The sequence below is a fragment of the Streptomyces sp. NPDC058279 genome (assembly GCF_042881255.1).
Classification (GTDB): domain Bacteria; phylum Actinomycetota; class Actinomycetes; order Streptomycetales; family Streptomycetaceae; genus Streptomyces.
The window spans coordinates 136,894-161,486 of sequence record NZ_JBHVYA010000010.1; the positions used below are offsets into that span (position 1 = coordinate 136,894).

Annotated in this window: 27 protein-coding genes; 12 read left to right on the forward strand and 15 right to left on the reverse strand. The window is 73.8% G+C overall.

Translation table 11 applies throughout. The features are described from left to right. The first annotated feature begins 15 nt into the window (after window positions 1-15). A complete protein-coding gene (locus ACFVXJ_RS20600) occupies window positions 16-1,206 on the forward strand; it encodes a S8 family peptidase (RefSeq protein WP_389663483.1) in 1,191 nt (396 codons plus the stop codon). Here the strand turns inward: ACFVXJ_RS20600 and ACFVXJ_RS20605 are convergent. Continuing rightward, complete coding sequence (locus ACFVXJ_RS20605; RefSeq protein ID WP_389663485.1) at window positions 1,190-1,462, reverse strand: DUF397 domain-containing protein; 273 nt, start codon at window positions 1,460-1,462, stop codon at window positions 1,190-1,192. The two genes, ACFVXJ_RS20600 and ACFVXJ_RS20605, sit on opposite strands and share 17 nt — an antisense overlap. Then, window positions 1,446-2,285 carry a helix-turn-helix domain-containing protein gene (locus ACFVXJ_RS20610; RefSeq protein ID WP_389663487.1) on the reverse strand — a complete coding sequence of 280 codons (840 nt, stop codon included), beginning with the start codon at window positions 2,283-2,285 and terminating at the stop codon, window positions 1,446-1,448. The genes ACFVXJ_RS20605 and ACFVXJ_RS20610 overlap by 17 nt, the downstream gene beginning before the upstream one ends. A 113-nt stretch (window positions 2,286-2,398) precedes the next feature. Here ACFVXJ_RS20610 and ACFVXJ_RS20615 point away from each other — a divergent pair, with 113 nt between their 5' ends. After that, window positions 2,399-2,617, forward strand: coding sequence for a hypothetical protein (locus ACFVXJ_RS20615; RefSeq protein WP_389663488.1), 219 nt, complete (start codon window positions 2,399-2,401; stop codon window positions 2,615-2,617). A 32-nt stretch (window positions 2,618-2,649) separates the two neighbouring features. Further along, the gene (locus ACFVXJ_RS20620; protein WP_389663490.1) at window positions 2,650-3,324 is read left to right on the forward strand and encodes a hypothetical protein; all 675 of its coding nucleotides are present in this window, start codon (window positions 2,650-2,652) and stop codon (window positions 3,322-3,324) included. Here the strand turns inward: ACFVXJ_RS20620 and ACFVXJ_RS20625 are convergent, their stop codons facing one another. From ACFVXJ_RS20625 to murQ, 5 genes are all read right to left on the reverse strand, one after another. After that, a complete protein-coding gene (locus ACFVXJ_RS20625; RefSeq protein WP_389663491.1) occupies window positions 3,325-3,822 on the reverse strand; it encodes a GNAT family N-acetyltransferase in 498 nt (165 codons plus the stop codon). It abuts the gene before it with no gap. A 33-nt stretch (window positions 3,823-3,855) separates the two neighbouring features. Continuing rightward, window positions 3,856-4,269 (reverse strand): DNA-binding protein, encoded by a 414-nt coding sequence (locus ACFVXJ_RS20630; RefSeq protein ID WP_389663493.1) that lies wholly within the window; start codon window positions 4,267-4,269, stop codon window positions 3,856-3,858. Next, a complete protein-coding gene (locus ACFVXJ_RS20635) occupies window positions 4,266-4,538 on the reverse strand; it encodes a CopG family transcriptional regulator (RefSeq protein ID WP_389663495.1) in 273 nt (90 codons plus the stop codon). The genes ACFVXJ_RS20630 and ACFVXJ_RS20635 overlap by 4 nt, the downstream gene beginning before the upstream one ends. Window positions 4,539-4,706: 168 nt before the next feature. After that, on the reverse strand, window positions 4,707-6,215 hold the full coding sequence (locus ACFVXJ_RS20640) for a PTS transporter subunit EIIC (RefSeq protein ID WP_389663496.1): 1,509 nt from the start codon (window positions 6,213-6,215) through the stop codon (window positions 4,707-4,709). 63 nt (window positions 6,216-6,278) lie between these two features. Then, on the reverse strand, window positions 6,279-7,208 hold the full coding sequence (murQ, locus tag ACFVXJ_RS20645) for an N-acetylmuramic acid 6-phosphate etherase (protein WP_389663498.1): 930 nt from the start codon (window positions 7,206-7,208) through the stop codon (window positions 6,279-6,281). 216 nt (window positions 7,209-7,424) lie between these two features. Between murQ and ACFVXJ_RS20650 the strand changes: the two genes are divergently transcribed. After that, window positions 7,425-7,799, forward strand: a complete 375-nt coding sequence (locus ACFVXJ_RS20650; protein WP_361314680.1) for a hypothetical protein — start codon at window positions 7,425-7,427, stop codon at window positions 7,797-7,799. A gap of 7 nt (window positions 7,800-7,806) precedes the next feature. After that, entirely contained in the window at window positions 7,807-8,073 is a 267-nt protein-coding gene (locus tag ACFVXJ_RS20655; protein ID WP_389663500.1) for a DUF4031 domain-containing protein, read from the forward strand. 779 nt (window positions 8,074-8,852) lie between these two features. Here the strand turns inward: ACFVXJ_RS20655 and ACFVXJ_RS20660 are convergent. Together ACFVXJ_RS20660 and ACFVXJ_RS20665 are read right to left on the reverse strand one after the other, a co-directional pair. Then, on the reverse strand, window positions 8,853-10,073 hold the full coding sequence (locus tag ACFVXJ_RS20660) for a Cmx/CmrA family chloramphenicol efflux MFS transporter (protein ID WP_389663613.1): 1,221 nt from the start codon (window positions 10,071-10,073) through the stop codon (window positions 8,853-8,855). Window positions 10,074-10,169: 96 nt separating this feature from the next. Then, a complete protein-coding gene (locus ACFVXJ_RS20665; RefSeq protein ID WP_389663502.1) occupies window positions 10,170-10,847 on the reverse strand; it encodes a hypothetical protein in 678 nt (225 codons plus the stop codon). Between the two features lie 106 nt (window positions 10,848-10,953). Between ACFVXJ_RS20665 and ACFVXJ_RS20670 the strand changes: the two genes are divergently transcribed. Beyond that, complete coding sequence (locus tag ACFVXJ_RS20670) at window positions 10,954-11,640, forward strand: copper homeostasis protein CutC (protein WP_389663504.1); 687 nt, start codon at window positions 10,954-10,956, stop codon at window positions 11,638-11,640. Window positions 11,641-11,736: 96 nt separating this feature from the next. Here the strand turns inward: ACFVXJ_RS20670 and ACFVXJ_RS20675 are convergent, their stop codons facing one another. Both ACFVXJ_RS20675 and ACFVXJ_RS20680 read right to left on the reverse strand, forming a co-directional pair. After that, entirely contained in the window at window positions 11,737-12,252 is a 516-nt protein-coding gene (locus tag ACFVXJ_RS20675) for a hypothetical protein (RefSeq protein WP_389663506.1), read from the reverse strand. Between the two features lie 332 nt (window positions 12,253-12,584). After that, window positions 12,585-14,813 carry a HelD family protein gene (locus ACFVXJ_RS20680; protein ID WP_389663507.1) on the reverse strand — a complete coding sequence of 743 codons (2,229 nt, stop codon included), beginning with the start codon at window positions 14,811-14,813 and terminating at the stop codon, window positions 12,585-12,587. Between the two features lie 326 nt (window positions 14,814-15,139). Here ACFVXJ_RS20680 and ACFVXJ_RS20685 point away from each other — a divergent pair, with 326 nt between their 5' ends. Next, entirely contained in the window at window positions 15,140-15,325 is a 186-nt protein-coding gene (locus ACFVXJ_RS20685; RefSeq protein WP_389663509.1) for a hypothetical protein, read from the forward strand. Window positions 15,326-15,465: 140 nt separating this feature from the next. Next, window positions 15,466-16,311: a glycosyltransferase family 87 protein gene (locus tag ACFVXJ_RS20690; RefSeq protein ID WP_389663510.1), complete on the forward strand. Its 846-nt coding sequence runs from the start codon at window positions 15,466-15,468 to the stop codon at window positions 16,309-16,311. Here ACFVXJ_RS20690 and ACFVXJ_RS20695 read toward each other — a convergent pair. Beyond that, window positions 16,277-17,920, reverse strand: a complete 1,644-nt coding sequence (locus tag ACFVXJ_RS20695) for a DNA repair helicase XPB (RefSeq protein ID WP_361314698.1) — start codon at window positions 17,918-17,920, stop codon at window positions 16,277-16,279. The genes ACFVXJ_RS20690 and ACFVXJ_RS20695 overlap by 35 nt on opposite strands. Window positions 17,921-18,031: 111 nt before the next feature. Continuing rightward, window positions 18,032-18,622: a DUF4291 domain-containing protein gene (locus ACFVXJ_RS20700; RefSeq protein WP_389663513.1), complete on the reverse strand. Its 591-nt coding sequence runs from the start codon at window positions 18,620-18,622 to the stop codon at window positions 18,032-18,034. Between ACFVXJ_RS20700 and ACFVXJ_RS20705 the strand changes: the two genes are divergently transcribed. Continuing rightward, entirely contained in the window at window positions 18,576-19,013 is a 438-nt protein-coding gene (locus tag ACFVXJ_RS20705) for a DUF6193 family natural product biosynthesis protein (protein ID WP_389663515.1), read from the forward strand. The two genes, ACFVXJ_RS20700 and ACFVXJ_RS20705, sit on opposite strands and share 47 nt — an antisense overlap. On the opposite strand, the gene ACFVXJ_RS20710 is transcribed toward ACFVXJ_RS20705, so the two are convergent. Further along, complete coding sequence (locus ACFVXJ_RS20710) at window positions 18,976-21,453, reverse strand: helicase C-terminal domain-containing protein (protein WP_389663517.1); 2,478 nt, start codon at window positions 21,451-21,453, stop codon at window positions 18,976-18,978. The genes ACFVXJ_RS20705 and ACFVXJ_RS20710 overlap by 38 nt on opposite strands. 142 nt (window positions 21,454-21,595) lie before the next feature. Here ACFVXJ_RS20710 and ACFVXJ_RS20715 point away from each other — a divergent pair, with 142 nt between their 5' ends. Together ACFVXJ_RS20715 and ACFVXJ_RS20720 are read left to right on the forward strand one after the other, a co-directional pair. Beyond that, entirely contained in the window at window positions 21,596-22,636 is a 1,041-nt protein-coding gene (locus tag ACFVXJ_RS20715) for a hypothetical protein (RefSeq protein ID WP_389663519.1), read from the forward strand. Window positions 22,637-23,071: 435 nt separating this feature from the next. After that, a complete protein-coding gene (locus ACFVXJ_RS20720; protein ID WP_389663521.1) occupies window positions 23,072-23,734 on the forward strand; it encodes an HAD family hydrolase in 663 nt (220 codons plus the stop codon). 2 nt (window positions 23,735-23,736) lie between these two features. Here the strand turns inward: ACFVXJ_RS20720 and ACFVXJ_RS20725 are convergent, their stop codons facing one another. Continuing rightward, window positions 23,737-24,009, reverse strand: a complete 273-nt coding sequence (locus tag ACFVXJ_RS20725) for a hypothetical protein (protein ID WP_389663522.1) — start codon at window positions 24,007-24,009, stop codon at window positions 23,737-23,739. 175 nt (window positions 24,010-24,184) lie between these two features. On the opposite strand from ACFVXJ_RS20725, the gene ACFVXJ_RS20730 reads away from it, so the two are divergent. Then, the gene (locus tag ACFVXJ_RS20730; RefSeq protein WP_030961842.1) at window positions 24,185-24,568 is read left to right on the forward strand and encodes a cold-shock protein; all 384 of its coding nucleotides are present in this window, start codon (window positions 24,185-24,187) and stop codon (window positions 24,566-24,568) included. Window positions 24,569-24,593 lie beyond the last annotated feature (25 nt).

Genomic DNA, 24,593 nt, shown 5'->3' on the forward strand with positions numbered 1-24,593 from the left:
CTTGGAGTTGCCCCCATGCGCCTGCTCGCCCGTGTGACGATCGCCGCGCTGCTCACGATGACCCCGGCCTTCGCCGGAACCGCGTCCGCCGCCGCCCCCGAGCCGACCCCGGCCCCGCTGATCGCCTCGGCGAACGCGGTACCCGGCCAGTACATCGTGACCCTGGAGAAGGGGGTCGACCCGGCCGCGCTGACGAAGAAGCTGGGGCTGAAGGCCCGCTTCCTCTACAGCCACGCCATGAACGGCTTCGCGGTGTCGATGACCCCGCTCCAACTGCGGATCGCCCGGGTGGCCCTCGGGGTGAAGTCGGTCGAGGAGGACACGAAGGTGCGGGCCGTGTCGACCGTCTCGGACCAGGACGACGGCCGGGCGCTGAGCGCCCCGACCTCGCTCTGGGGCCTGGACCGGATCGACCAGAAGGTCCTGCCGCTCGACGACACCTTCACCACCAGGGGCAACGGCGCGGGGGTGACCGCGTACATCCTCGACACCGGCATCGACTACGAACACGACGAGTTCGGCGGTCGCGCGACCTTCGGCTTCGACGCCATGGACGACGGCAAGCAGGGCATGGACTGCCAGGGCCACGGCACGCACGTCGCGGGAACGGTCGCCGGGGCGACGTACGGCGTGGCGCGCAAGGCCGACCTGGTGTCCGTCCGGGTCCTGGGATGCGACGGCACGGGCACGTACTCGGGCATCATCGCCGGCATGGACTGGGTGGCCGAGAACGCCAAGCAGCCCGCCGTCCTGAACGCCTCCCTGGGCGGTCCCAGGTCGGCGTCGGTCAACGCCGCCGCCACCGCCCTCTCCGACGCGGGCGTCCTGCCGGTCGTCGCGGCGGGCAACGAAGCGCAGGACGCGTGCAACGTCTCGCCCGCGTCGGCGTCGCGCGTGGTGGTGGCAGGCGCGAGCAACAGGTACGACGAGGAAACGAGCTTCTCCAACTACGGCACCTGCGTCAGCCTTTACGCCCCCGGGCAGGACATCACCTCCGCGAAGCTCGGCGGCGGCAGCGTGGCCCTGAACGGTACGTCCATGGCCTCGCCGCACGTCGCCGGCGTCGCGGTGCTCTACTTGCAGGCGCACCCGGCCGCGACCCCGGCGGAAATCGCCGAGTTCCTCGGCACCGGCTCCAGCAAGGACGTGCTGACCAGCGTCAGCAAGGGCAGCCCCAACGAACTGCTCTTCACGAACGGTCTCTGAGCGACCCCACGAAGTCGGCCCAGGCCCGTGCGCGGAACACCACGTGCGGGCCTTCGGGTCGCTTGGAGTCCCGGACGGGAACGATGTGGGGGTGGCCGTCGGCGACTTCGAGGCAGTTGCCGCCGTCGCCGTCGCCGCCGCTGTGGGTGGACTTCCGCCAGGTGGCCATTTCCAGGCAGTCACCACCCGTGCCGTCGCTGTAGCTGGACTTGTGCCACATGGCTGCCGACAGGTCGTATTCAGGCGTGCTCGTCATGCGCGTACCCCTCCGCCATGGATTCGATCAATGCCAGCGACTGCGTGGCTGACAGCGCGCTGGCCGTGAGGAGATCGTAGGTCAGGGAGTGGCGAGTAACTGTGGCTGGATCGTCCAGCAGGACTCCTATCGCGTTCCCCTGGACGTAGGCGAGTGGAGCAGCGTCCTCGAAGGTCATCAGCTTGAGCGTGCCACCCATGGATGAATGGGCTCCCGCGCTGAACGGGAGTACCTGGACGATGATCCGGCAGGTGCGGATGAGGGCTGCGATGTGACGCAAGGCGTCCGCCATGATTCTCGGACTGCCGACCACTCGGCGCAGGGCGGCCTCGTCAAGCACGCACCACAACAGCGGTGTTGTTGGATCGGCAAGCAGCCTGGCCCGATGCAACCTGTTCTTGACCAGCTCGTCGATGACTTCCTCGGTCGCCGTCGGCTGGTAGGCGCGGAAGACCTCCCGTGCGTACGGCTCCACTTGGAGCATCCCTGGAAGTGCCAAGGGCGCGTACTCGCGGATCGTCTTCGCCGCCGCTTCTGCTTCGGCTGCTTCAGCGAAGTGGTTGGGGTACTTGGACTTCGCCGCCGCCCCGCAGTTGCGGGCGAAGAAGCCGCCCGTCTGGAGGACCTCGTCAATCTGGCGGGCGATGTCGGAGCGCATGCGACGCGTACCCGCTTCGAGCTGGCCGATGAACGAGCCGCTGACGAAAAGCCGTTCGGCCAGTTCGGCCTGGGTGAGGCCCGCGCGTTCGCGTGCGACGCGGAGTTCGGCGCCCAGGAGGGCACGGGGCGAGGAGGAGGGGTCGAGGTGTTTTGGTCCTGGCATGGCAACTCCTGGTCCAACAAGTGCGTTTGTGCGCGGCCCGACGTTGAAAGGCTAGCTACCGAGTAGCCACGCTGTGTGCGGAACGCGATTACTCAGAGCGAAAGGGATGTGTCATGGTGCTCTCGCCCAAGGAACGGTTGTTGGCGGCCGAGGAGGCTGTGGGGCAGTTGAAGGAGGCCCTCGGGGACGTGGGTGTGGTGTTTCCCTCGCTCGGTGTGGACGGGGTGTCGGCGGCCGGGACGTACGGGCTCCCGCTGGTCGACCTCGGGCGCTGCAACCTGGACACCGCGCTGCGGCTGGCCGCCGTGCTGCACGAGCGGGCCCATCCGTGACGGGTGACGAACGCGCACGCTGCGATGCCGTCTTGAGGGGGTTGGCGGAGGCGGCGCGCGGGTGGGAGTTCGAGCTGGCGTGGAAGCTGTGCTGGCTGGAGAAGGGGATGGTCAGGGTCGGGTGGAAGCGTGTGGGTATGGGTCTGTCGGTGCGGGTCGCGCGGGACGAGCGCAGCGGATTGTGGACCGCCGTCGGGGACGACGGGAAACGGAGAGTCAGCGAGACGGCCGATACGGCGGACGAGGCGACGGCCTTGGTGCAGGAGGCGTTCGGTCTCACGGCGTGGCGTCCGCAGCCGCCTCCGCCGCCCGGTTGGCAGCGGTTCTCGCTGGTCCACAGCCCGGCCGACGAGTTCCCGCCGTTCGATGACCCGCGCTACGACGCCATCAAGGCCCGGCCGCCGGTCGGGTGCGTGGTCGAGGACTTCGGCGGTTGCTTCGGGCTGCGCTGTGAGCGGCCGGGGGCGCGGTTGCTCGACGCGGTGGCCCCGCTGTGCGGGGAGATCCGGGTCCGGCACGGGTTGCAGATGTCGGGTCTCGGGATCGAGCGGCTGTGGGAGTGGTCGCGGGACGGCACGGACGGGTGGGGTGCCGAGATCGTGGGCCAGCTCCTGCTGATGGCGGCCGAGCGCGGGCCGAAGCTGGGGTACTCGACGGACGACCTGGTGGCCTACCTGCGCACCGCCGCCGGGGCGCGCGGCGCGTGATCAGCGGGGGCGGACGTACTCGACCTGGGAGAGGGGGGTTCCGTCGCCGAAGTCGTGGGTGCGTGTGACGCCGGATTCGGTGAAGCCGGACTTCGTGTAGAAGCGGCGGGAGCGCGGGGTGTCGCGCAGGGTCCAGAGGTGGGCGCCGTCGTACCCGTCGTCGTACAGGCGGTCCAGGGTCGCCGTCATCAGCGCGGGGGTGATGCCGGTGCCCCAGGCGTCGGGGTGGGCGAAGAAGGTGCGGATCTCGGCGAGGCCCGGCCGGTCCGGGGACGGGACGGTATGCGAGAGCGCCAGCGGGTGGCCGTCGAGTGCGGCGAGCAGGATCGTGCCGGTGGGGTCGGCGACACGGGCGTGCCAGCGGGTGCGTCGGGCGGCGACCTCGCGGGCGGCGAACTCGGGGTCGAAGAAGGGGGCGTACGCCGCCTCCCAGGAGGTGGCGTGGATCTCCCCGAGTGCGTCCCCGTCGGACGGGGACGCGCGACGAATCTCGATCATCCGATCACCATACGTGCGGCGGGCGTTGGTGGATCAGACCTTGACCGCGAGGAGTCGTTTTCCGCAGAGGGCGGTCAGGTCTTCGGGGTCCGAGGTGAGGACGGTGACGGGTCCTGGCGCCGCGAGCGCCGTGGCGGCGAGCATGGCGTCGATGGCGTGCTTGTGGCCGTGGAGACGGGCCGCGCGCAGGAGGTTCGTGGCCTGATGGGCGATGGCTTCGGTGACCGGCTCGACCACCACGCGGGACAGCGTCCACTTGAGCGCCGACATGTTGATCGCGGGGTGCACGACCTCCACGAGCGTGGCCGAACTGGTGATCACCCGCATGTCGTCGACGCGGGCGAGGGTCAGCCATCGAGTGACGAGGCGGTCTCGCATGACGGCCTTGGAAAGCCCCTCGCAGTCGAGCACGAGGGTGCCGCCCGGCGTGGCCGGCTGTGGCGTCATACGACGCTCCTGTGGTCCGTGCCCTCGCCGGACTGCTCTTCGCGGGCGCGGGTGAGGAGCTCTCGGGTCTCCCGGATCTCCTCGTCGGTGATGGGTCCGTGTTCCGCTTCGGCCACGGCGATCAGCTCGTTCAGGTTGTCCCGTTCGATCTGGCGGGCCACGGCGGCGGTGACGTAGGCGGACAGGCCCGAAGGGCCGCTGCGGGCGCGAGCGGCCTCTGCGATGTCGCGGGGCATCGAGATCGAGTACTTCTGGGTCGGCTCGCTCATGCTACCCATGCTACTTCTGATGCCACCGCCGTAGGCAGTTTATGCGGCGGATTCGACGTAGGGGGAGGAGACGTACATGGGCACAGGCTGCTGGCATATGCGCGACCCGGGGGCGGCTTCCGTCCCCGTTAGCCCGATCGTGTGACGGACGGGCGAGGGGGACGCCGGTCAGGCCAGTGCCGGTTCCTGGGCCGGTTCGGCGGCGGGGGGAGTGTCCGGGCCCGGGTCCGTGTCGAGGTCGGCCAGCATCTGCGGGGTGAAGCCGAAGAAGTAGGTGGCGGCGAAGCCCACCGCGTAGCCGACCGCCAGGCCGCCCGCGTAGACGGCGACGGCCGTGCCCAGCCCCGAGGGGCCGGCCAGCAGCGGGAACAGGGCCCAGCCGGAGGGTCCGATGGCCGTCGAGCCGAAACCCGCGCCCAGTTGGTTGAAGAGGCCGACGAACGCGCCGCCCGCCGCCCCGCCGACGCAGGCGGTGACGAAGGGGCGGCCCAGCGGCAGGGAGACCCCGTAGATCAGCGGTTCCCCGACGCCCAGGAAACCGGCCGGGAGCGCCGACTTGATGGTGGTGCGCAGGGAACGGTTGCGGGGGAGGCGGAAGTAGACGGCGATGGCCGCGCCGACCTGGCCCGCGCCCGCCATGGCGAGGATCGGCAGCAGCACGGTGTAGCCGGAGTGCTCGATGAGGGTGGTGTGGATCGGGATCAGGGCCTGGTGCAGGCCGAGCATGACCAGCGGCAGGAAGAGGCCGCCCAGCACCAGTCCGGCGAACGCGCCGCCGGTGGCCAGGAGCCGGTCGGCGAACCAGCCGATGCCCTGGGCGACTTCGCCGGCGACGTACATCAGGCCGAAGAGGGTGACCAGGCCGGGGAGGAGGACGGTGAGGGTGGGCGTGACCAGGTTGTCCACGGCCTGCGGGACCCAGGTGCGGCACCACTTCTCCACGTATACGGCGAGCAGCGCGGCGGCGAGCGCGCCGAGCACGCCGCCTTGGCCGGGGGCGAGGTGGTGGCCGAACGCCTCGATCTTCGCGACGCCCGGGAAGACGATGATCGCGGCGACGGCGCCGCCGAGAACGGGCGTCCCGCCGAACTCCTTGGCCGTGTTGTAGCCGACGAACACGGCGATCAGGGACATGAAGCCGGACGCGATCGCGGCGAGGGCGGGGACGACGGCGGGCAGCAGGCCGGAGTTGGTGAGCAGGCCGTTCAGCCCGGCGATGATGCCGCAGCCGATGAGGGCCGGGATGAGCGGGACGAAGATGTTCGCGATGCGGCGCAGGAGCAGTTTGACGGGGGTGGAGTTGCGCGCCGTACGGGCTTCCTTCAGCGCTGTCCCGCGCGTCCGCAGATCCTCGGCGGTGGCCGCGGTGGCCGCGGTGGCCGCGGTGGCCGCGGTGGTGGCCTGGGCGCCGGTGGGGCCCGCTTCGCGCACCAGCGCCTCGAAGGCGGGGGTCACGCGGGCCACGGCGCCCGGGCCGAGCACGATCTGGTAGGTGTCGTCGTCCACGACGCCGAGGACCGCCGGGAGGGCCTTGAGCGCCTCGTCCCGGACGAGGGAGCGGTCGCGCAGGCCGATGCGCAGCCGGGTCATGCAGTGCGCGATCGAGGTGACGTTGTCCGGGCCGCCGACCAGGGGGAGGATCGCGGCGGCGGTGGCGCGGTGCGTGTCGGGGGCCATCGTGGTGGTTCGCCTCGCTGCTGGTCGGTGGGGCGCGGTGGGCGGTGGGCGGCGCGGGGACGGTCAGCGGGCCAGGGTCCGGGTGAGGGCCGCGCGCAGGTGGCCGTCGGCTTCGGTGAGGAGGTGGGCGGCGGTGGCGGCGTCGACTCCGCCGAGGATGACGAGCACGGCGTTCTTGACCTCGCCGTCGGTGGCGGCGAGCGCGGCCTCGATCTCTTCGTCGGGGGCGCCGGTGGCGAGGGCGACGATGCGGCGCGAGCGGGCCCGCAGCTTCTCGTTGGTGGCGCGGACGTCGACCATCAGGTTCCCGTACGTCTTGCCGAGCCGGATCATGGTGACGGTCGAGATGAGGTTCAGGACGAGCTTCTGCGCGGTGCCGGCCTTCAACCGGGTGGAGCCGGTGAGGAATTCGGGCCCGACGACGACCTCGATGCCGTGTTCGGCGGCGGCGGCGAGGGCGGAGCCGGCGTTGCACGACAGGCCGACGGTGAGCGCGCCGCGCGTACGGGCGAACTCGACGGCGCCGATCGCGTACGGGGTGCGGCCGGAGGCGGAGACGCCGACGACGGTGTCGGTGGCGGTGAGGTCGAGCGCGGTGAGGTCGTCGGCGGCGAGATCGGCGGAGTCCTCGGCGCCCTCGACCGCTTTGACCATGGCGGTGGGGCCGCCCGCGATCAGGCCGACGACCTGGTGGGGGTCGGTGTTGAAGGTCGGCGGGCATTCACTGGCGTCGAGCACCCCCATGCGGCCGGCGGTGCCGGCGCCGACGTAGAGGAGCCGGCCGCCGCGGGCCATGCGGGCGGCGATCGCGTCGACGGCCGCGGCGATCTGCGGGAGTCGGGCGGCGACGGCGGCCGGGACGGTGGCGTCCTCGGCGTGCATGAGGCGGACGATGTCGAGGGTGGGCAGCCGGTCGATCTCGGCGAGGTCGGGACGGAAGGCTTCGGTGGTGAGGGCGTCGAGCTGGGCACGCAGTTCCGCGTGGGCGGTCATGGGCGGGTCCTCGCGCTGGGGGCGGCGTCGTCGCGTCGTGGGTGGTGGCGTCGTGTTCGTCGCGGCGTGGCTTCGTGTTGGCGGCTGAGGTCGGCACCGTAATTTCGTCCGGGGTGGGGGTCAAGGCGCCATGCCCGGGCGGGCGCCGGTCGGGGAATCGGGCCTCGGTCCAGGCCGTCTTGTTCGTACTCGCCCGTACGGGGTCACAATGGGCCCATGGACCACGCGACCCCCATTGAGCAGGCACTCCATGCCGCCCGTGCCCTTGTACTCGCCGATCTCGTCGCGGGCGAGGTCGCCGAGGCCGATGTCGTGTCCCTCGTCGAGGACGCGGTCACGCACCGCCGGTGGTGGGTGGAGCAGTGGCCGGAGGGGGTCGGCTACCTCGCCGGACTCGTCGCGCAGGACGTCCAGGACGCGCTGCTGGAGAAGTACGGGCGGTGGCCGCTGTGCCCGGTGTGCGCGCACGGGGAACCGCACGCGCTGGACGTGGAGCCGGAGCTCGGGCCGGACCCGCACTGGGTGTGCTCGGAGGCGGGTGTGCGGGTGGCGGTGGTCGGCGGGCTCGGCCCGGTCTTCGGCCGGCGGTGAGCGACGGGTGACGGTGTACATAGACCCGCCGACCTGGCCGGGGCACGGCCGGATGTGGTCGCACCTGGTCAGCGATGTCTCGTACGAGGAACTGCACGCCTTCGCGGCGTCGATCGGCTGCCCGCCGCGGGCGTTCGAGCGGGACCACTACGACGTGCCGTCGTACCGGTACGCGGACGCGGTGGCGGCGGGGGCGGTGGAGATCGGCAGCAAGGAACTGGTCCGCCGCCTCACCCAGGCGGGGCTGCGGCGCCCCAAGGGCCGTACGGCCTGAGCGGTGCCCTGCGGGGCGGTGTCCTGGGGGCGGGGCCCGGCCGGGTGCGGGGCGCGGAGCCCCAGGGGCCGGTCCACGGCAGCGGTGGCGCGCCCGGCGTGCCGAGGCCGGCCCGGCGGGGCCGTGTCTTACGGGCGGGGCTGCCGGCGTCGGCCCGGCCGGGTTCGGGGCCGGGCCCTGCGGGGCTGTCCCCTACCCGCCCTTCCACCGTTCCCCGGGGCCTTCGCCCCGGACCCCCGCCGGGCTTCGCCCGGACCGGCGCCTCAATCGCCGGCGGGGCTGGGACGGCGGGCTTCGGCCGGACCCGCGCCTCAATCGCCGGCGGGGCTGGGACTCTCGGGCTCGGCCCGGGCCCCGCCCGAGGGCTGAGGTGCCGGAGGGTGCCCCGGCCGGGGCCTCAATTGCCGGTGGGCCTGAGGCCCGGACCTCCAGCGCCGGTGGGGCTGACGTACCGGGCTCCGCTCGCCCGGGGTTCCGGGCCTCATGCGCCGCCCGGACTGAAGGCCCCGGCTTTGCTCAGGCCCCGCCGGCGGGGCTGAGACCCGGGGTCCCGAGCCTCATGCACCGGCGGGCTGAGACTCTCGGGCTGCGCCCGGCGGCGCTGACGTACCGGGCCCCGCCCAGGCGCGGGTCCGCGCCTCCAGGACCCGGCGGGGTGGGGAATCCCGGGCTGCGGTGCGGACTCCGCCGGCTACTCAGCCCCGCCGGCGATTGAGGCGCGGGGCGGGACCCTGCGAGGGGCGGCGGGTGTCCCGGGCTCCTGAGGGCGCGTACGCCGGCTACCGGCCGGCCAAGGCCTCGTCGGTGGAGGTGGCGGCGGAGGCGGGGACGGAGGCGGCCACCAGGCGGGAGCGGGCGGGGCGGTCGAGGCGGAGCGCCAGGACCGTCAGGGCGAGGGCGGGGACCGTCATCGCCGCCCCCGCCCAAGCGGTGGCGGCGAAGCCGAAGTCGGCGTCGATGACGGTGCCGCCGAGCCACGGGCCGCCGGTGTTGCCGAGGTTGAACGCGGCCGTGGTCGTGGCACCGGCCAGGGTGGGGGCGGCGCCGGCGACGTTGAACAGCCGGGCGTTGAGCGCGGGGGCGGTGAAGAAGGCGGAGACGCCGATCAGGAACGACAGGGCGACCGCCGCCACCGCGAAGGAGGCCAGCAGGGCCAGCGCGACGAGGAACACCGTCGAGGCGGCGATGCCCCACAGCAGCACCCCGAACAGGTGCGCGTCCGCGACCCGCCCGCCGACGGTCGTACCGACCAGCGCACCGACCCCGAACAGGCCCAGGACCCACGGCACCCAGCCGGCGTCCAGCCCGGCCACGTCCGTGAGCAGCGGCGACAGGTAGCTGAACGAGCAGAAGACGCCGCCGGCGGCGAGCGAGGTGACGCCGACCGACAGCCACACCTGGCGGTCCCGGTAGATCCGCAGCTCACCGCGCAACCGCGGCTTCTCGGCGGGCAGCGGGATGCGCGGGATCAGGGCCAGGATGCCGACGAGGGCGACGGCGGAGGCGGCGCCGACCGCCCAGAACGCCGAGCGCCAGCCGAGCTGCTCGCCGAGGAAGGCGCCGGCGGGCACGCCGAGGACGTTGGCGATCGACAGCCCGCCGATCATGACGGACATCGCCCGGGCCCGCTGGTCCTTGTCGACCATGGCGATCGCGACGGCCGCGCCGACCGCCCAGAACCCGGCGCAGGCGAGCGCGGAGACCACGCGGGAGGCGAAGAGCAGTTCGTACGTGGGCGCGAGCGCGCCCGCGACCTGGCCGAGGCCGAAGAGGGAGATGAGGCCCACGAGGGTGGTGCGGCGCGGTAGGCGCAGGGTGGCGACGGCCAGCAGTGGCGCCCCGACCACCATGCCGATCGCGAAGGCGGATATCAGCAGGCCGGCCTGCGGGATGGTGACGCCCATGTCGTCGGCGATGGGCGGCAGGAGCCCGGACAGCATGAATTCGCTGGTGCCGAGCGCGAAGACGGACAGGCCGAGGATGTAGACGGCGACGGGCATGCGGGAGCGTACGGAGGCTGCGGGCATGTTCCGTACAAACCAGCCGGAACGGTGGCGCATTCCCGCCCCCCCGCCGCGTCCGTCAGGTCCGTCCGTTCAGGTACGCCCGTGAGGTTCATCCGCAGGTCCGTCCGTCAGGGTGGCCAGCTCGGCGGCCAGGTTGCGCCGGGCCGGCTCCTCCCAGTGGGTGCTGCCGTGCGGGGTGCGGAAGAGTCGGGGCAGGTCGAGCAACTGGCGCAGCACGGCGGCGCGGCCGGCGCGGAAGGCGTCGTCGGGGACGAAGCCGTACTCGGCGCGGACCGCGGCGACGTAGCCGGCGTACGCGTCGGGGGCGCCGGCGAGGACGGCGAGGTCGGCGTCGCACAGCACCTCGCCGTTGGTGTCGCCGGGGGCGGGGTCGTGGGTGACGGTGAGGCGGACCAGGCGGGCCACCTCGGCGGTGCGGGCGGCGTCGATGCCCAGCTCGGGCAGGGCGCGCTCGGCGAGGGCGGCGCTGCGCTCCTCGTTCTCCGACCGGTCGGGGCGGTAGACGGCGTCGTGGAACCAGGCCGCGAGCTCGACGGCGGCGGGGTCCTGCGCGTGCGGGGCGAGTACGTCGATCCGCGCGAGTACGTCGGCCAGGTGCGCGGTGGTGTGGTAGCGGCGCTGTGGCTCCGCCCAGGCGGCGAGGAGGCGGTCGGCGTGGGGGGCGGGGTCGAGGTCGGGGTCGGCGCCCGCGCCGGTGGTGGTGGCGCGCCAGCGGTCGCGGAGGTCGGTGGTCCGGTCGGAGGTCATGCGGACATTGTGGGGGTGGCGTGTTTGTGTTGGTGGTGCACGGGCGTGGACCCGTACCCTGGATATTGGACTAGACCTATTTTCGGTATCCGAAGGATGGCATCGAATGAGCAACCAAGCGCTGCTGGAGGTGATCGCCCTCGACGCACGGGACGCGGTCGCGGCCCAGGCCGGCGGGGCGGACCGGCTGGAGCTGGTCACCGACATGGCCGCCGACGGGCTCACCCCGGCGCGCGAGACCTTCGCGGCGATCCGGGCCGCGGTCGACATCCCGCTGCGCGTGATGCTCCGCCGGACGGACGGGTTCGCCGCCGGCCCCGTCGACCTCCTCGTCGCGCAGGCGCGGGAGCTGCGGGCGGAGGGGGCGCGGGAGTTCGTCCTCGGGTTCCTGACCCCCGACGGCAGTCCCGATCTGGCCGCGGTGGAGGCGGTCGTGGCGGAGCTGGACGGCTGCCCGTGGACCTTCCACCGGGCGCTGGACCGCGCGGCCGACCGCGACCAGGCGCGCAAGGCCCTGGCCGGGCTGCCGGGGCTCGACACCTACCTGACGGCCGGGTCCGCGGCGGGTGTGGACGCGGGGTTGGCGGTCCTGGCGGCGGAGGCGGCCCGACAGGGCGAACCGGGGTACGGGGCGCGCATCCTGGTCGGCGGCGGCCTGGCCCTGCACCACCTCCCGGAGCTGCGGGAGGCGGGCATCGACGCCTTCCACATCGGCGGCGCCGCCCGGCCGTCGGGGTGGGGTGCCCCGGTGTCGGCGGCGGCCGTCGCCGAGTGGCGCACTGCCCTCGGCTGACCGGACGCCCGTCGTGGAGGGGCGGGGCGTACGGCCCTCCACGTACGGACACGCGCCAGGTGCGGTCCTATGTCCCGTACCGGAGTTGACGGTGCGTCAACAGAACTTGCTTTCCAGTGCGGCCTTCGCGCCCGCGTTGAAGCCCTTCTCGAAGTTCGGGTCGATCTGGGTGAGTCCCTGCGGCGGGGCCGCCGCCTTGCAGTTGGCCTTGGTCTCGTCGAAGCCCTTCTTGAAGCCCGCGGAGTACTGGGCGCGGGCGTCTTGCTGTTCGGCTTCCTTGACCGTGCCGCACGTGATCTTCGAGCCGCCCTGCTCGGCGGTGACGGCGCCGACCGGGATGAAGCCGCTGGTGGAGGCCACACCGCTGTCGTTGGCCAGGCTGGTGGAGGTGAATCGGTTGTTGCTGGTGCCACCCGTGAAGGTCACCTGGACTCCTGGCTGACCACCGGTGAGGGTGACGTCGAACTTGCCCGCGGTGGCACTCTGCTTCACGCTGCACGCCAAGGAAGGCGCCGCCGCCTGTGCGGAGCCTCCCAGGAGCGACGCCGACCCGAAGGCCAGCGTGGACACCACCACCGGCGTCAGTACGGCCAGTCGCATACGTCGGTTCACTGTTCGTCCTTCCCTTGAAGGGATCACGGCCGAGCGGGGACCACAGGGGAAACGCAAGGATCGAAGGATCGGACGCAACGCGTCCGTCTCCGGCCGGAGATGCCGGGCGGGCACGTACCGGGCTCTCCGGAACGGGCTCTCGGAACCGGCATCCTCCGGAACCGGGGCCGCAAGCACCCGAGCGGTGGCCGGTCGTGGGCCCCACCCCCTCGCGGGGCCCCGCCCGCCAGGGCGGGCCGGGGCACCTTCACGAAGTCCCTTCCATCGTCCGGCCGTCCACCCCCCGTGTCCACCGGAGCCGAGACCGCAGTCGCGACCGCAGCCGCAGGGGCCTATCCGAGGGCCTCCGGGAGGGGTGCCGCGTGCAGGACGTGGAGGCCCGAGACGGCTCGGGTGAGGCAGACGTAGAGGCGGCGCAGGCCCGTGCGCTCGTCCGGCTCGCCCGAGACGACGGCCGCCGGCTCGTCCAGTACGACGTAGTCGTACTCCAGGCCCTTCGCCAGCGAGGCCGGCACCAGTGTCAGCCGGGCCAGCTCCGTGGTCTCCTCGCCCGGGGCCAGGTACGGCAGCCCCGCCGCCCGCAACGCCTGCGCCAATTCCGGAACGCGGGCGTCGGCCGCGATCAGGCCGATCGAGCCCTCGTACCGCAGGGACTCACGGCACGCCGTGACCACGGCGGCCGTCAACTCCGCGGCCGTCGGCTCCGCGGTCGAGAGCGCCGCGACCGCCGAGACGACCAGCGAGCCCGGCGTCTCGCGGACCGAGGACACCGCCGCCAGCCCCGGGGAGATCGCCGGCAGCAGCCGGGACGCGTACGCGATCACCTCGCGCGGCACGCGGAAGCCGGCCGTCAGCTCCTCCAACACCGCCTCCGGCTTGCCCAGGTGGGTGAGCGCCTCGTCCCAACTGCGCGTCGCCCAAGGGGTGGTGCCCTGCGCGAGGTCGCCCAGCACGGTCGCCGAACCCGTCGTGCAGCGCCGCCCCACCGCCCGGTACTGCATCGGCGAGAGGTCCTGCGCCTCGTCGAGCACCACGTGGCCCAGCGAATGCGTGCGCTCCACCAGGTCCTGCGCCTCGTCGATCAGCACCAGGTCGGCGGCCGTCCACTTCGCCGACTTCACGCTGCGGAACGGCTTCGGCCACAGCAGCAGTTTCTGCTCGTCGTCCGTCAGGATCCCGTTCGCGTGGGTGGCGAGGAACTCCGGATCCGAGAGCAGCCGCAGCACCAGCTTCGCCGGCTCCACCGGCGGCCAGATCTCCCGTACGGCCGCCTTGACCGCGGGGTTGCGGGCCACCGCGTCCTGCACGCGGTCGTCGGGCGCCTCGCCCGCCTGTTCCATGCGGACGAGGACGGTGTGCGCGATCCGCTGCGGCAGCGCGTCGCGGGCGGCGCCGTAGCGGATGTCCCGGGCGAGGAGTTCCGAGACGATCTCCTCCAGCTCGTACGCGGGGACCCGCCAGCGGCGCGACCCGCGCACCACCATCAGCGGCTCGACCGGCGCGCTGACGTGCGAGCGGACGGCGCGGCGCAGCACCTCGGCCATCCGGGCGTCGCCCTTGACCACGGCGGTTTCAGCGGCGTCCGTGGCGCGTACCTCCAGACCCTCGCGGGCGACGAGGTCGTCGACGGTGGCCTGCTTGACCTCCAACTCGCCCAGGGCCGGCAGGACCTGCTCGATGTAGTGGAGGAAGGAACGGTTCGGCCCGATCACGAGGGTGCCGGTGCGGGCGAGGCGCTCGCGGTGCGCGTACAGCAGGTACGCGACACGGTGCAGGCCGACGGCCGTCTTCCCGGTGCCGGGGCCGCCCTGGACGCAGACCGAGCCGGACAGGCCGGAGCGGACGATCTCGTCCTGCTCGGGCTGGATCGTCGCGACGATGTCACGCATGGGGCCGACGCGCGGGCGCTCGATCTCCCGCTGGAGGAGCTTGCTGACGACGGCGCTCTCGGTGGGGTCGCCGAGGTGTTCGTCCTCGTACGCGGTGAGTTCGCCGCCGGTGTAGCCGAAGCGGCGGCGCAGGGCGACGTCCTGCGGGTCGGCCTTGGAGGCGCGGTAGAAGGGCTGGGAGACGGGGGCGCGCCAGTCGATGACCATGGGGTCGCCGTCGGCGTCGTGGACGTGGCGGCGGCCGATGTAGAACTGCTCGCCGCCGGCGCCTTCGGCGAGGTCGGCGCCCGGCGCGTGCAGGTAGTCGAGGCGGCCGAAGAAGAGGGGGGTGTGGGAGAGGTCGGCGAGGGCCTTGATGCGGTCGTCGATCTGGCCTTGGAGGACCACCGCGTTGACCCAGTTCGCGGTGACGTCGCGGATGTCGAGGGACTCGACGTCTTCGCGCATCGCGCGGAGCGCGGCGCGGGAGGCGGTGAGGTGGGCCTGCTCGCGGGCGAGGGGGTGGGCCGCGTCGGTGTCGGCGGCGGCGCCGGTGCCGGTGCGGGTGCCTCGGCCGGCGGCGGCGCCGGGTCCGGGGCCGGGTCCGGGGATGGCGGCGGGGGCTGTGGCGGAGGGCGCGGCGGGGGCTTCGGCGCGGGTGGGGCCGGCGGGCTCGGGGGCGTGCGCGGGCACGGAATGCCTCCAACGGCTGGTCTGCGGGAGCCCGCTCCGGGGGAGCGGTGCGGTACGGACACGTGCCCGCCGGTACCGGCCGGCGGGCGCTCTCCCGGTGGGGCGGAGGGAGGCGGCAAGAGCGGCGAGTGTAGCCGGCGGGCGGCCGGTGCGCGAATGGATTACGGACCCACCGCCCGGTCCCCCGTGTGGGTGTCATACGGGGGAGTGTCAGACCTGAGGCAGGGACCTAGGGGCCGGTATGCGCCCGGAGGAGGAGACGGGATGCCCCGCGATTCCATCCACAGGGCGATGTGACATCCCCGGAGAAAACGCACCATGGGTACATGAGCACCGCAACCTTCACCCCGATCCAGGGCGGCCGCCCTAGCGGCGCCACCGCCACCTCCGACCACCGTCCCCGCCACCTCGCCGGCAGCGTCCTGCACGCGGCGAAGGTCTTCGCCGCGACCGCCGTGAGCGTCGTCGTCCTGGGGGAGTTCTCCGAGGAGACGGGCCTCATACGCCGCTGACCAAGGCGTGACCCGGACGCGCACGCGGCGCGCCCCCGGTCGCGTACCGGCGTGCTCCGGCGGGTCGCCGTGGTCGGCGCGCGCGGCGAGCCGGCGCGATCCCGGCGGTGGGGGGTCACTGATCCACTAGGGTCACGCGCGTGACCCCGAGCCCCGAGCCCCGCCGCTCGCCGTCGCCCCTGTACCGCCTGCTGATCACCGGCTCGCTGCTCGCGCTGGGGGTGCTCTGCATCGTCCCGCGCGTCCCGATGGCCGACGCCCTGGTGCACGGCTTCTCCGCGGCCGAGTGGCGCCCGCCCACCGCCTATCCGCCGTTCGCCGCGATCCTGTTCACGCCGGCCGCCTGGCTGCCGGCCGGGGTGCTCAAGGCCGTGCTCGTCCTGGGGAGCGCGGGCCTGCTCGCCCTGCTGATCCTGTCGTCCTGCCGGCTCGCGGGACTACGGGCCCGGCCCGGGCACGTCCTGACGGCCACCGTCGCCGGGCTGTGGGTGGAGCCGCTGTTCCAGAGCCCGCTGCCCGGTCAGATCAACCTGGCGTTGGCCTGCGTCGCCGTGTGGGACCTGGGTCGGCCGCACGCGGCGCTCGGCAAGGGGTTCGCGCTGGGTACCGCCGCCGGGATCGCCCTGACCCCGGCGATCCTCATCCCGTACCTGCTGCTGACGGGCCGGATCCGGACCGGCCTGACCGCACTGGGCGCCTTCGTCGGCACCGGCCTGCTGGGCCTGCTCGTCCTCCCGCAGGCATCCGCCGACTACTGGACCCGCCACCTCGCCTCCGGTGGCCGGGCCCTGCTGCCGGAGCTGCCGCACCTGTGGGTCTGGTGCGTGCCGCTGTTGGCGTTCCTGACGCGCGCGGTGGGCCGCCGTCGGGAGCCGGCCGCGCGGGTGCCCTCGCCGAGGTCACCCGTCGCGGAAGAGGACGGCCGCGCCGGGGCTGCCCGCCGGGGTCGGGTCAGTCGCTCGCCAGGAGCTCGTCGGCGTCCATGATCCGGTAGGCGTAGCCCTGCTCCGCCAGGAAGCGCTGGCGGTGCGCGGCGAAGTCCTGGTCGATCGTGTCGCGCGCGACGACCGAGTAGAACCGCGCCTCGTGCCCGTCCGCCTTCGGCCGCAGCACCCGGCCGAGGCGCTGGGCCTCCTCCTGGCGCGAGCCGAAGGTGCCGGACACCTGGATCGCGACGGTGGCCTCGGGCAGGTCGATGGAGAAGTTCGCGACCTTCGAGACGACCAGCACGCTGATCTCGCCCTCCCGGAAGGCGTTGAAGAGCTTCTCGCGCTGCGCGTTGGAGGTCTCGCCCTTGATGACGGGCGCGTCGAGGTGCTCGCCCAGTTCGTCGAGCTGGTCGATGTACTGCCCGATGACCAGGGTCTGCTCGCCCTGGTGCTTGCGCACCAGCGCCTCGGTGACCTTCCGCTTCGTCGCGGTCGTCGCGCAGTAGCGGTACTTCTCCTCCGTCTCGGCGGTCGCGTACGCGAGCCGCTCCGAGTCGGTGAGGTTCACCCGGACCTCGACGCAGTCCGCCGGCGCGATGTAGCCCTGCGCCTCGATCTCCTTCCACGGCGCGTCGAACCGCTTGGGGCCGATCAGGGAGAACACGTCCGACTCGCGACCGTCCTCCCGGACCAGGGTCGCGGTCAGGCCGAGCCGTCGCCGGGCCTGGAGGTCGGCGGTGAACTTGAAGACGGGCGCGGGCAGCAGGTGCACCTCGTCGTAGAGGATCAGGCCCCAGTCGCGGGAGTCGAACAGCTCCAGGTGCGGGTAGACGCCCTTCCGCTTGGTCGTCAGGACCTGGTAGGTGGCGATGGTGACGGGCCGGATCTCCTTGCGGGTGCCGGAGTACTCGCCGATCTCCTCCTCCGTCAGCGAGGTCCGCTTGACCAGTTCGTGCTTCCACTGCCGGGCCGAGACGGTGTTCGTGACGAGGATCAGCGTGGTCGCCTTGGCCATCGCCATGGCACCCGCACCGACCAGCGTCTTGCCGGCGCCGCAGGGCAGCACGACGACACCGGAGCCGCCGTGCCAGAACCCCTCGACGGCCTGCTGCTGGTACGGCCGCAGCGCCCAGCCGTCCTCGACCAGGTCGATGGCGTGCGCCTCGCCGTCGACGTACCCGGCGAGGTCCTCGGCCGGCCAGCCGAGCTTGAGCAGGGTCTGCTTGATCTGGCCGCGCTCCGAGGGGTGCACGGCCACGGTGTCCGGGTCGAGGCGGGCCCCGACCAGCGGGATGATCCGCTTGGACCGCAGGATCTCCTCCAGCACCGGCCGGTCGGTGCTGGTCAGCACCAGTCCGTGGACGGGGTGCTTGGACAGGGTCAGCCGCCCGTACCGGGCCATGGTCTCGGCGACGTCGACGAGCAGGGCGTGCGGCACGGGGTAGCGCGAGAACTCGACGAGCGCGTCGACGACCTGCTCGGCGTCGTGTCCGGCGGCGCGGGCGTTCCACAGCCCCAGCGGGGTGATCCGGTAGGTGTGGATGTGCTCGGGGGCGCGCTCCAGCTCGGCGAAGGGGGCGATGGCGCGGCGCGCGGCTCCGGCCAGCTCGTGGTCGACCTCCAGGAGGAGGGTTTTGTCGCTCTGGACGATGAGAGGCCCGTTCACACGCGTCCCTTTCCTGCGTGGGGTGGGCCGCCCGGACGCGGACGGCCAAACCTCCAGTCTGCCGTATCGCCGCGCGGTCGGGGCGGTTCCCGGGTTGCCGGGTCGGTCCCTCTACGCGCCCAGGTGGGGGAGGGGGCCGGTCGGGTACGGGGGCTCCGCCGGGAGCAGGGCGCGCGCGGCGTCGGTCCGGCCGGACCGGAGCAGGTCGTGGATCTCCCGCGCGAGCGGGGTGACGTCACGGATGGAGACCGTCCAGGAGTCGGCGTAGGCGCGGGACGCCGGGCCGGACAGGCCGAGCTGGAGGGAGCGGTACGGCAGCGGGTTCAGGTGCAGGTCCCGCTCCGGGTCCCACTGCACGCGGGCGGCGGAGCGGGACAGCGCGTCCCGCCACGCCGCGCGGTCGGTGTGGGTGCCGGGCTCGAAGTGGGACAGGCAGGCCCCGGCCAGGGCCCCGTCGAAGCCCTCGCGGGTGATCTCGACGGCCAGCACGGTCTCCTGGTCGGCCTTGGTGGCCCAGCCGCAGCGGTACATCATCCACAGGAACGAGGGCTTGACCCAGGTCATCCGGTCCCGCTTCCAGGCGGTCGGGAACCGCCCGTCGCGGGCCGCCGGCAGCCCCAGGGCGGGCGCGTACGCCTGGTAGACGGTGACGGTGGTGGCGGTATGGGCGGCGCGCACCGCGCGACCGGGCTGTGCGTTCACGGCCCCAGGGTGCGGCCCGCCCGGCCGGCGGGGCCAACGCTTTTCCGCCCGGCCCGCCCGGCCCGCCCGGCCCGCCCGGCCCGCCCGGCCCGGCCGACCGCCACGACCGGGACACGCCGGGCCGCGACTGCGCCCGCTCTTTCCCTGGGGCGGCACGGGGGAGCTGCACTTCAGCCGCCGCACCGACACCCTGACCTGGGACGTCCCTACATCGGCCCAACGGCGGCCGGCCGGGACCACCCGGGGTCGTACTACGGCGAAGGGCGCCACCGCGAGCAAAGGATCGGTGGGGCCGCCCGCCACGGCGCGGGAGGCGGTGGCGAGGGGCGTCGGGGGCCGGCGGCGGAGGGCGGCTAGACCTGGTCCTCCGCCAGTTCCGCCACGCCCGTGATGCGGTGCAGGGCGAAGGTGCGGACTTCGTCCGCCGTGTGGTCGTAGCCGGTGACGAAGCCGCCTTCCACCCGGACCGGGGCAATGACCCGCTGGCTCGCCGCGCCCTCCGCGTTCACGTAGCCGATCCAGACCGCCGAGCCGGTCAGCGCCGCCGCCTGCACCGTCGCCAGGGTCTCCGCCGCGCTGGTGCGCGGAAGTTCGCCCGGGGCGGCGCCCGAGGGGGTGGCGGCAGGCTCCTTGCGGACCGCCGTCGCCGCCAGGTCGCCCGCGCGGATCGCCCGTACGGCCGCCCCGAGCAGGGTCGCGTCCGGGACCGGCGGGCCGTCCGGCACCGGGGCGGGCGCCGTGCGCGCCGGGGCGCGGTGCGCGTCGGCCCGGGCCACCAGCACGTCGCCGGTACGGGACTCCGCCGCCGGGGCGTAGCCCATCGCCCGCAAGCCGTCGAGCAGGGCCTTCGGTTCGGCCTGTGCGGCCAGCACCGTCGGCGCGAGCCGCCGCAGCCCCAGCCCGACGGAGCGCTTGTCGGCCAGGATCTCGTTCAGCATGCCGTCGTCGTCGCAGCGCAGGTACGAGGAGGCGGCGCCGACCCGCAGGTGCCCGTGGCGCCGGGCCACGTCGTCGATGAGGTACGACAGCGGCTGCGGGACGGGGGTACGGCTGTGCTCGGCGAGGAACGCGTGCAGGTCGACGGCGGTGTGCCCGGCGTCCAGGGCCCGGCGGACCGAGCCCGGCGTGAAGCGGTACACCGTCGCGCCGCCCTTGGACTCCACCTCCGCGAGCACCGCCAGGGTGTCCCCGAGCGGTCGCCGCAGCGGGCCCGGGGCCACGGCCGTCAGGTCCGCCTGGAGCAGGACGTGGTCCACCGGCTCCGGGAGCTGCGGGGCGAGCTCCGGCGCCGGGTCGCGGCCCTCCAGCAGGGCGCGGCCGAACGCGCTGAGCGCGCCCCGGCCGGTGACGCCGAGTACCTCGGCGTCGGTCAGCGTCCACCGCGCGAGGCGGGCGCGCAGGTCGCTCGCGCCGCGCGGCGGGCGCTCCCACGCGAGCCGGGCGAGCAGTGCCTCCGGGTCGGGGGAGGCGCCCTCGGGCAGCTCGGCGAGGAGGCCGAGGACCCGGTGGCGGACCTCCGGCGCGGCGGAACGGTCCAGCTCGGGGCCGAGCGCCGACAACGTACGCCCCTTGCTGTCCTGTTCGCCGACCAGCCCGGCCGTGCGGGTCGCCGGCAGCCAGGCCCGGGCCAGCGTCGACCAGCGCTCGGCGGGCGGCAGTTCGAGCCATCCGTCGAAGGCGGGGGTGGGCGCGTACCGCTCGTCCGCCTCCGCGTCACCGGCCACCAGCCCGGCGGCGTAGGCGAGTTCCGCCCAGAACGCCGCCGACTGCTCGGTGGTGTCCAGCGTCGCCGCCGTCCGCTTGAGGTCCCGTACGGACAGACCGCCGGCCCGCAGCACGGGAGGACCGGACTGCTCCCAGGACTTCGCCAGCTCTTCCACGGTCGACAGCGCCGCCAGCGCCTGACCCGCCGCGTTCGCGTCCACAAGCTGTGGACGGTGCTCGCGGTGGACCCGTACGGCCGGCGCGACCGGCTCCGTCACCCGGTGCGCGAGTCCGCCGCGCAGGTACAGGGCGACCTCGCGGGGCAGTACGACGGTGCGCGCCGAGGCGGGCAGCAGCAGGCCCCGGTCGCGCAGCCAGCGCACCGGCGGCGTCGGGTCGGGGGTCACCTCCCCGTACGGCGGCCCCCACACGAGCCGCCCCAGCACCTGGTGGGCCTCCGCCGGGGCCTCGTCCAGCAGCGCCGACATCCGCTTCGGGTCGGTGAACAGGGCGGTCAGCGCGGACACGGCGGAGACGGGGTCGTGGGTGGCGGGCAGCCCGGCGGTCGCCACGATCTCCTGGATCCGGGTCGGCGACATCCCGGAGGTGGCTTCGGCGACGGTCGGACCCAGGCCGGTGGGGGAGGGGCGGGTCGGGGACGGCGCGAGCAGCTCCCGGGCGGTGCGGACCAGGCGGATACGGTCGTCGTCGCCCCACACCAGGGCCTGGTCGCGCAGGGTGCCCAGCGCCCGGGGGAGGGCGGCGCGGGCGCCGTTGTCCTCGCCGGTGCTCCCGGTGTCACCGGTCAGCAGCGACTCCAGCACCGGGTAGGGGCAGGGGTCCGGGGCGACGGCGAGGGCCTCCGCCGTCTGGAGGGCGAACCGGTCGAGGCGGTCCAGGGCGCGGACCACGGAGGCGCGGGTCCCGGCGCGGGTGGCGAGCTGGGTGACGTCGCCGGGCACCGGGGTCAGCAGGTCCGGGCGGGCGTGCAGCAGCGCGGCGAGGGCCACGTCGTCGCGGGCGCGGAGCGCCTCGGCGAGGGAGCGCGGGGCGGAGGCCGCGGTGGTGCGGGCGTCCGCGGTGCGGGCCTCGGCGGTGCTTGGCTCCGCGGTGCTTGGGTCGGGCACGGTCGCCTCCTGGTCGCGTCGGCCGGTCCGTCGGCCGGTCCCCATCCGGTCAACGGTATCCGCTGCGGTCTCCGTTGCGCCGCCAGCGGCTCCACGGCGTACGCGCTACCTTCGGGTCAGGCGGGACGGGAGGAGGCGGGGCGTGGGGATCGAGAGCGACCAGTTGGTCTACGAATACCTGAGCAGGATCGGGGACTTGGCGCAGCGGCGGCAGCTGTCGTCGGGAGACCGGATGCGGCTGGTGGCGGGGCTGCGGGACGAGATCGACCGGCGGCGCGCCAAGTACGAACCGGAGACCCCGGCGGCGGTGCGGCGCATCCTGGAGCGGATCGGTACGCCGGAGGAGGTGCTGTCCGCGCTGCCCGGCGCCGCGGGGGAGGCGACGACCGGGGCGGCGGGGGCGGCGGGGGCGGCGGCGACCGTGGTTCCGGCGGTCCCGGAGCAGCGGGGCGCCGGCGGCGGTGGCCGTGGGGGCCTGCGCGGGCTGCGGAAGCAGGTGCCGGAGCCGCGACCGGCGGAGAACGTGCCGCCGCACCTGGCCGGGCTGGACGAGCTGGGCGACGGCGACGGCGGCGAGCCGGACTGGTGGCGGCTCGGGCCGGGCGGGTACGGGGCCGGGCCGCAGGTGGAGGGCTTCGCCGGGGGCATCGAGCTGCCGGACCGGTTCGGGGAGGACGAGGACGAGCACCAGAAGGGGCCGAAGCCCCCGGCCGTCGCGGAGCCCCCGGTTCCGTCGTCCCGCGTGCGGGTGGTCGTACGGGCCCTGCGGGAGCGGCGCAAGGCGGTGGCGGCGGGGCCGCTGGTGGCGGGTCCGGCGGCGGTCGGTGACGTGGTGGTGGCGCCGGTCCGGCCGAAGCCGAACGTGTTCCTGCTGCTGGCGGCGGTGGTCCTGGTCGCCGGGGCGGTGGCGGGGTACTGGCTGGTCCTGGCGGCCGGCTTCCTGCTGGTGTACGTGTCGCGGGTGCTCGGGCCGGCGGAGCGCAAGGCGGTGGTGTTCGGGGTGCCGGGCGCCGTCTTCGCGGGGGCGGTGGTGTGGCTGTGGGGGCGGCACACCGGGCGGTGGGGGGAGGCGTTGGGGGATCAGCAGCTGGGGGCGGTGTTCCAGGACATGTGGCCGTGGCTGGCGCGGGGGACCGGGGTGCTGGCCGCGGTGTACGTGGCGTGGCGGGCGCGGCGGGTCTGAACCGTCGGTTCGCTCCGCGGGCTTTGCGGCCCCCCCCGCCTCGATGGCCGGCGGGCCGGCTGTCCTGCGGGGCCGCGGGTGCGGTGCCGTCGCGCGAGGCGGCCCAGGCTGCGCCGGGCTTTCGGGGCTCCGCCCCGCACCCCGCGCCTCAAACGCCGGCGAGGCCGGTTTGGTCCCCACCTCAAACGCCGGCGAGGCTGGGTTTGGGCCGGCGGGGGGTCGCCGGGTCTGGTGCGTGCGGCTTCGGGGGATGATTTCGGACTTAACGGCCGGGAAGTGGGGGTGGGGTTTCCGGTTAGTTCGACAGGGCGTCATGGATCGCTTGAGGCGGCCTATGGCGACAGGGGGGTTTGGGGGCGGTAAATCGGCATATTCCGCCCCCCGATCGGTCGGGCGCAAGACTGCGTACCCACCGGTCCGGCCCCCCTCGGCACAATGACTGGCATGAGTCCCGAGACGCCCCCCACCGCACCCCCCGTCGCGCCGTTGACGGTCGGTTTCGACCTCGACATGACCCTCATCGACTCCCGGCCCGGCATCCGGGCCAACTACCTGGCGCTCTCCGCCGAGACGGGCACCTTCATAGACGCCGACGAGGCCGTCACCCGGCTCGGCCCGCCGTTGGAGGAGGAGATCGCCCGGTGGTTCCCCGAGGAGGTGATCCCGGCGATGGTCGACCGGTACCGGGAGATCTACGCCACCCACGCCATCCACACCACGCCCGCGATGCCCGGCGCCCGTGAGGCGATCAAGGCCGTGCAGGGGCTCGGCGGGCGGGCGATCGTCGTGACCGCGAAGAACGAGCCCAACGCCCGGATGCACCTGGAGCACCTCGGCATCGAGCCCGACGCCGTCGTCGGCTGGCTGTGGGCAGAGGCGAAGGCGGAGGCGCTGCGCGAGTACGGCGCCCAGGTCTACGTCGGCGACCACGTCGGCGACGTACGCGGGGCGCGCGCCGCCGGCGCCGTGTCGGTGTCCGTGCCGACCGGCCCCTGCGCGGAGCCGGAGCTGCGCGCGGCCGGTGCCGACGTCGTACTGCCGGACCTGACCGCACTGCCGGATTGGCTGGCGGAGTACGCCCGCACCCGCGAGGTCTGACCTCAGCCGGCGGCGGCCTGGGACGCCCGGGCCGCCCTGCGCTGGGCGGAGACGGAACGCACCACGCCGGCCGCCGAGACGGCGAACCCGACGCCCATGAGCATGCACACCGCCCACGCGTACGACGGGAACGGCTCGATGTCGAGGAACAGGGGTGCCATCGTCACGAGCGTGGCGACGGCTCCGACGATGAACAGGATGCCGCCGGCCCTGATCAGTCCGTCGCCCGGCCGGGGCGCGTCGTCGTCGTGATCGGGATGAGGAGTAGCAGTCACCTCACCAGGGTAGTTCCCTGGCCGAAGCGGCAGTGCCGGAAGGACCGGGTAACGACTTGTCACCCGTTTCCGGAGCATTAGCCTGGAGGTGGCGGGTCAGGGGACCCGCTGCACTGCTGTCCGGAGCCGTCACACGGCCCTCCGGACCCGACACGCACAAGAACAGAGGACGGACGTGCCTACCGGCAAGGTCAAGTGGTTCAACAGTGAGAAGGGCTTCGGCTTCCTCTCCCGCGACGACGGCGGCGACGTCTTCGTCCACTCGTCGGTACTCCCCGCCGGGGTGGACGCCCTCAAGCCCGGCCAGCGCGTGGAGTTCGGCGTGGTCGCCGGGCAGCGTGGTGACCAGGCGCTTTCGGTGACGGTGCTGGATCCGGCGCCCTCCGTCGCGGCCGCCCAGCGCCGTAAGCCGGACGAGCTCGCCTCCATCGTGCAGGACCTGACGACCCTGCTGGAGAACATCACCCCGATGCTGGAGCGGGGCCGCTACCCCGACAAGACGCACGGTACGAAGATCGCCGGACTGCTGAGGGCGGTCGCCGACCAGCTCGACGTCTGACGCGACGCACGACGTCATGTGACGC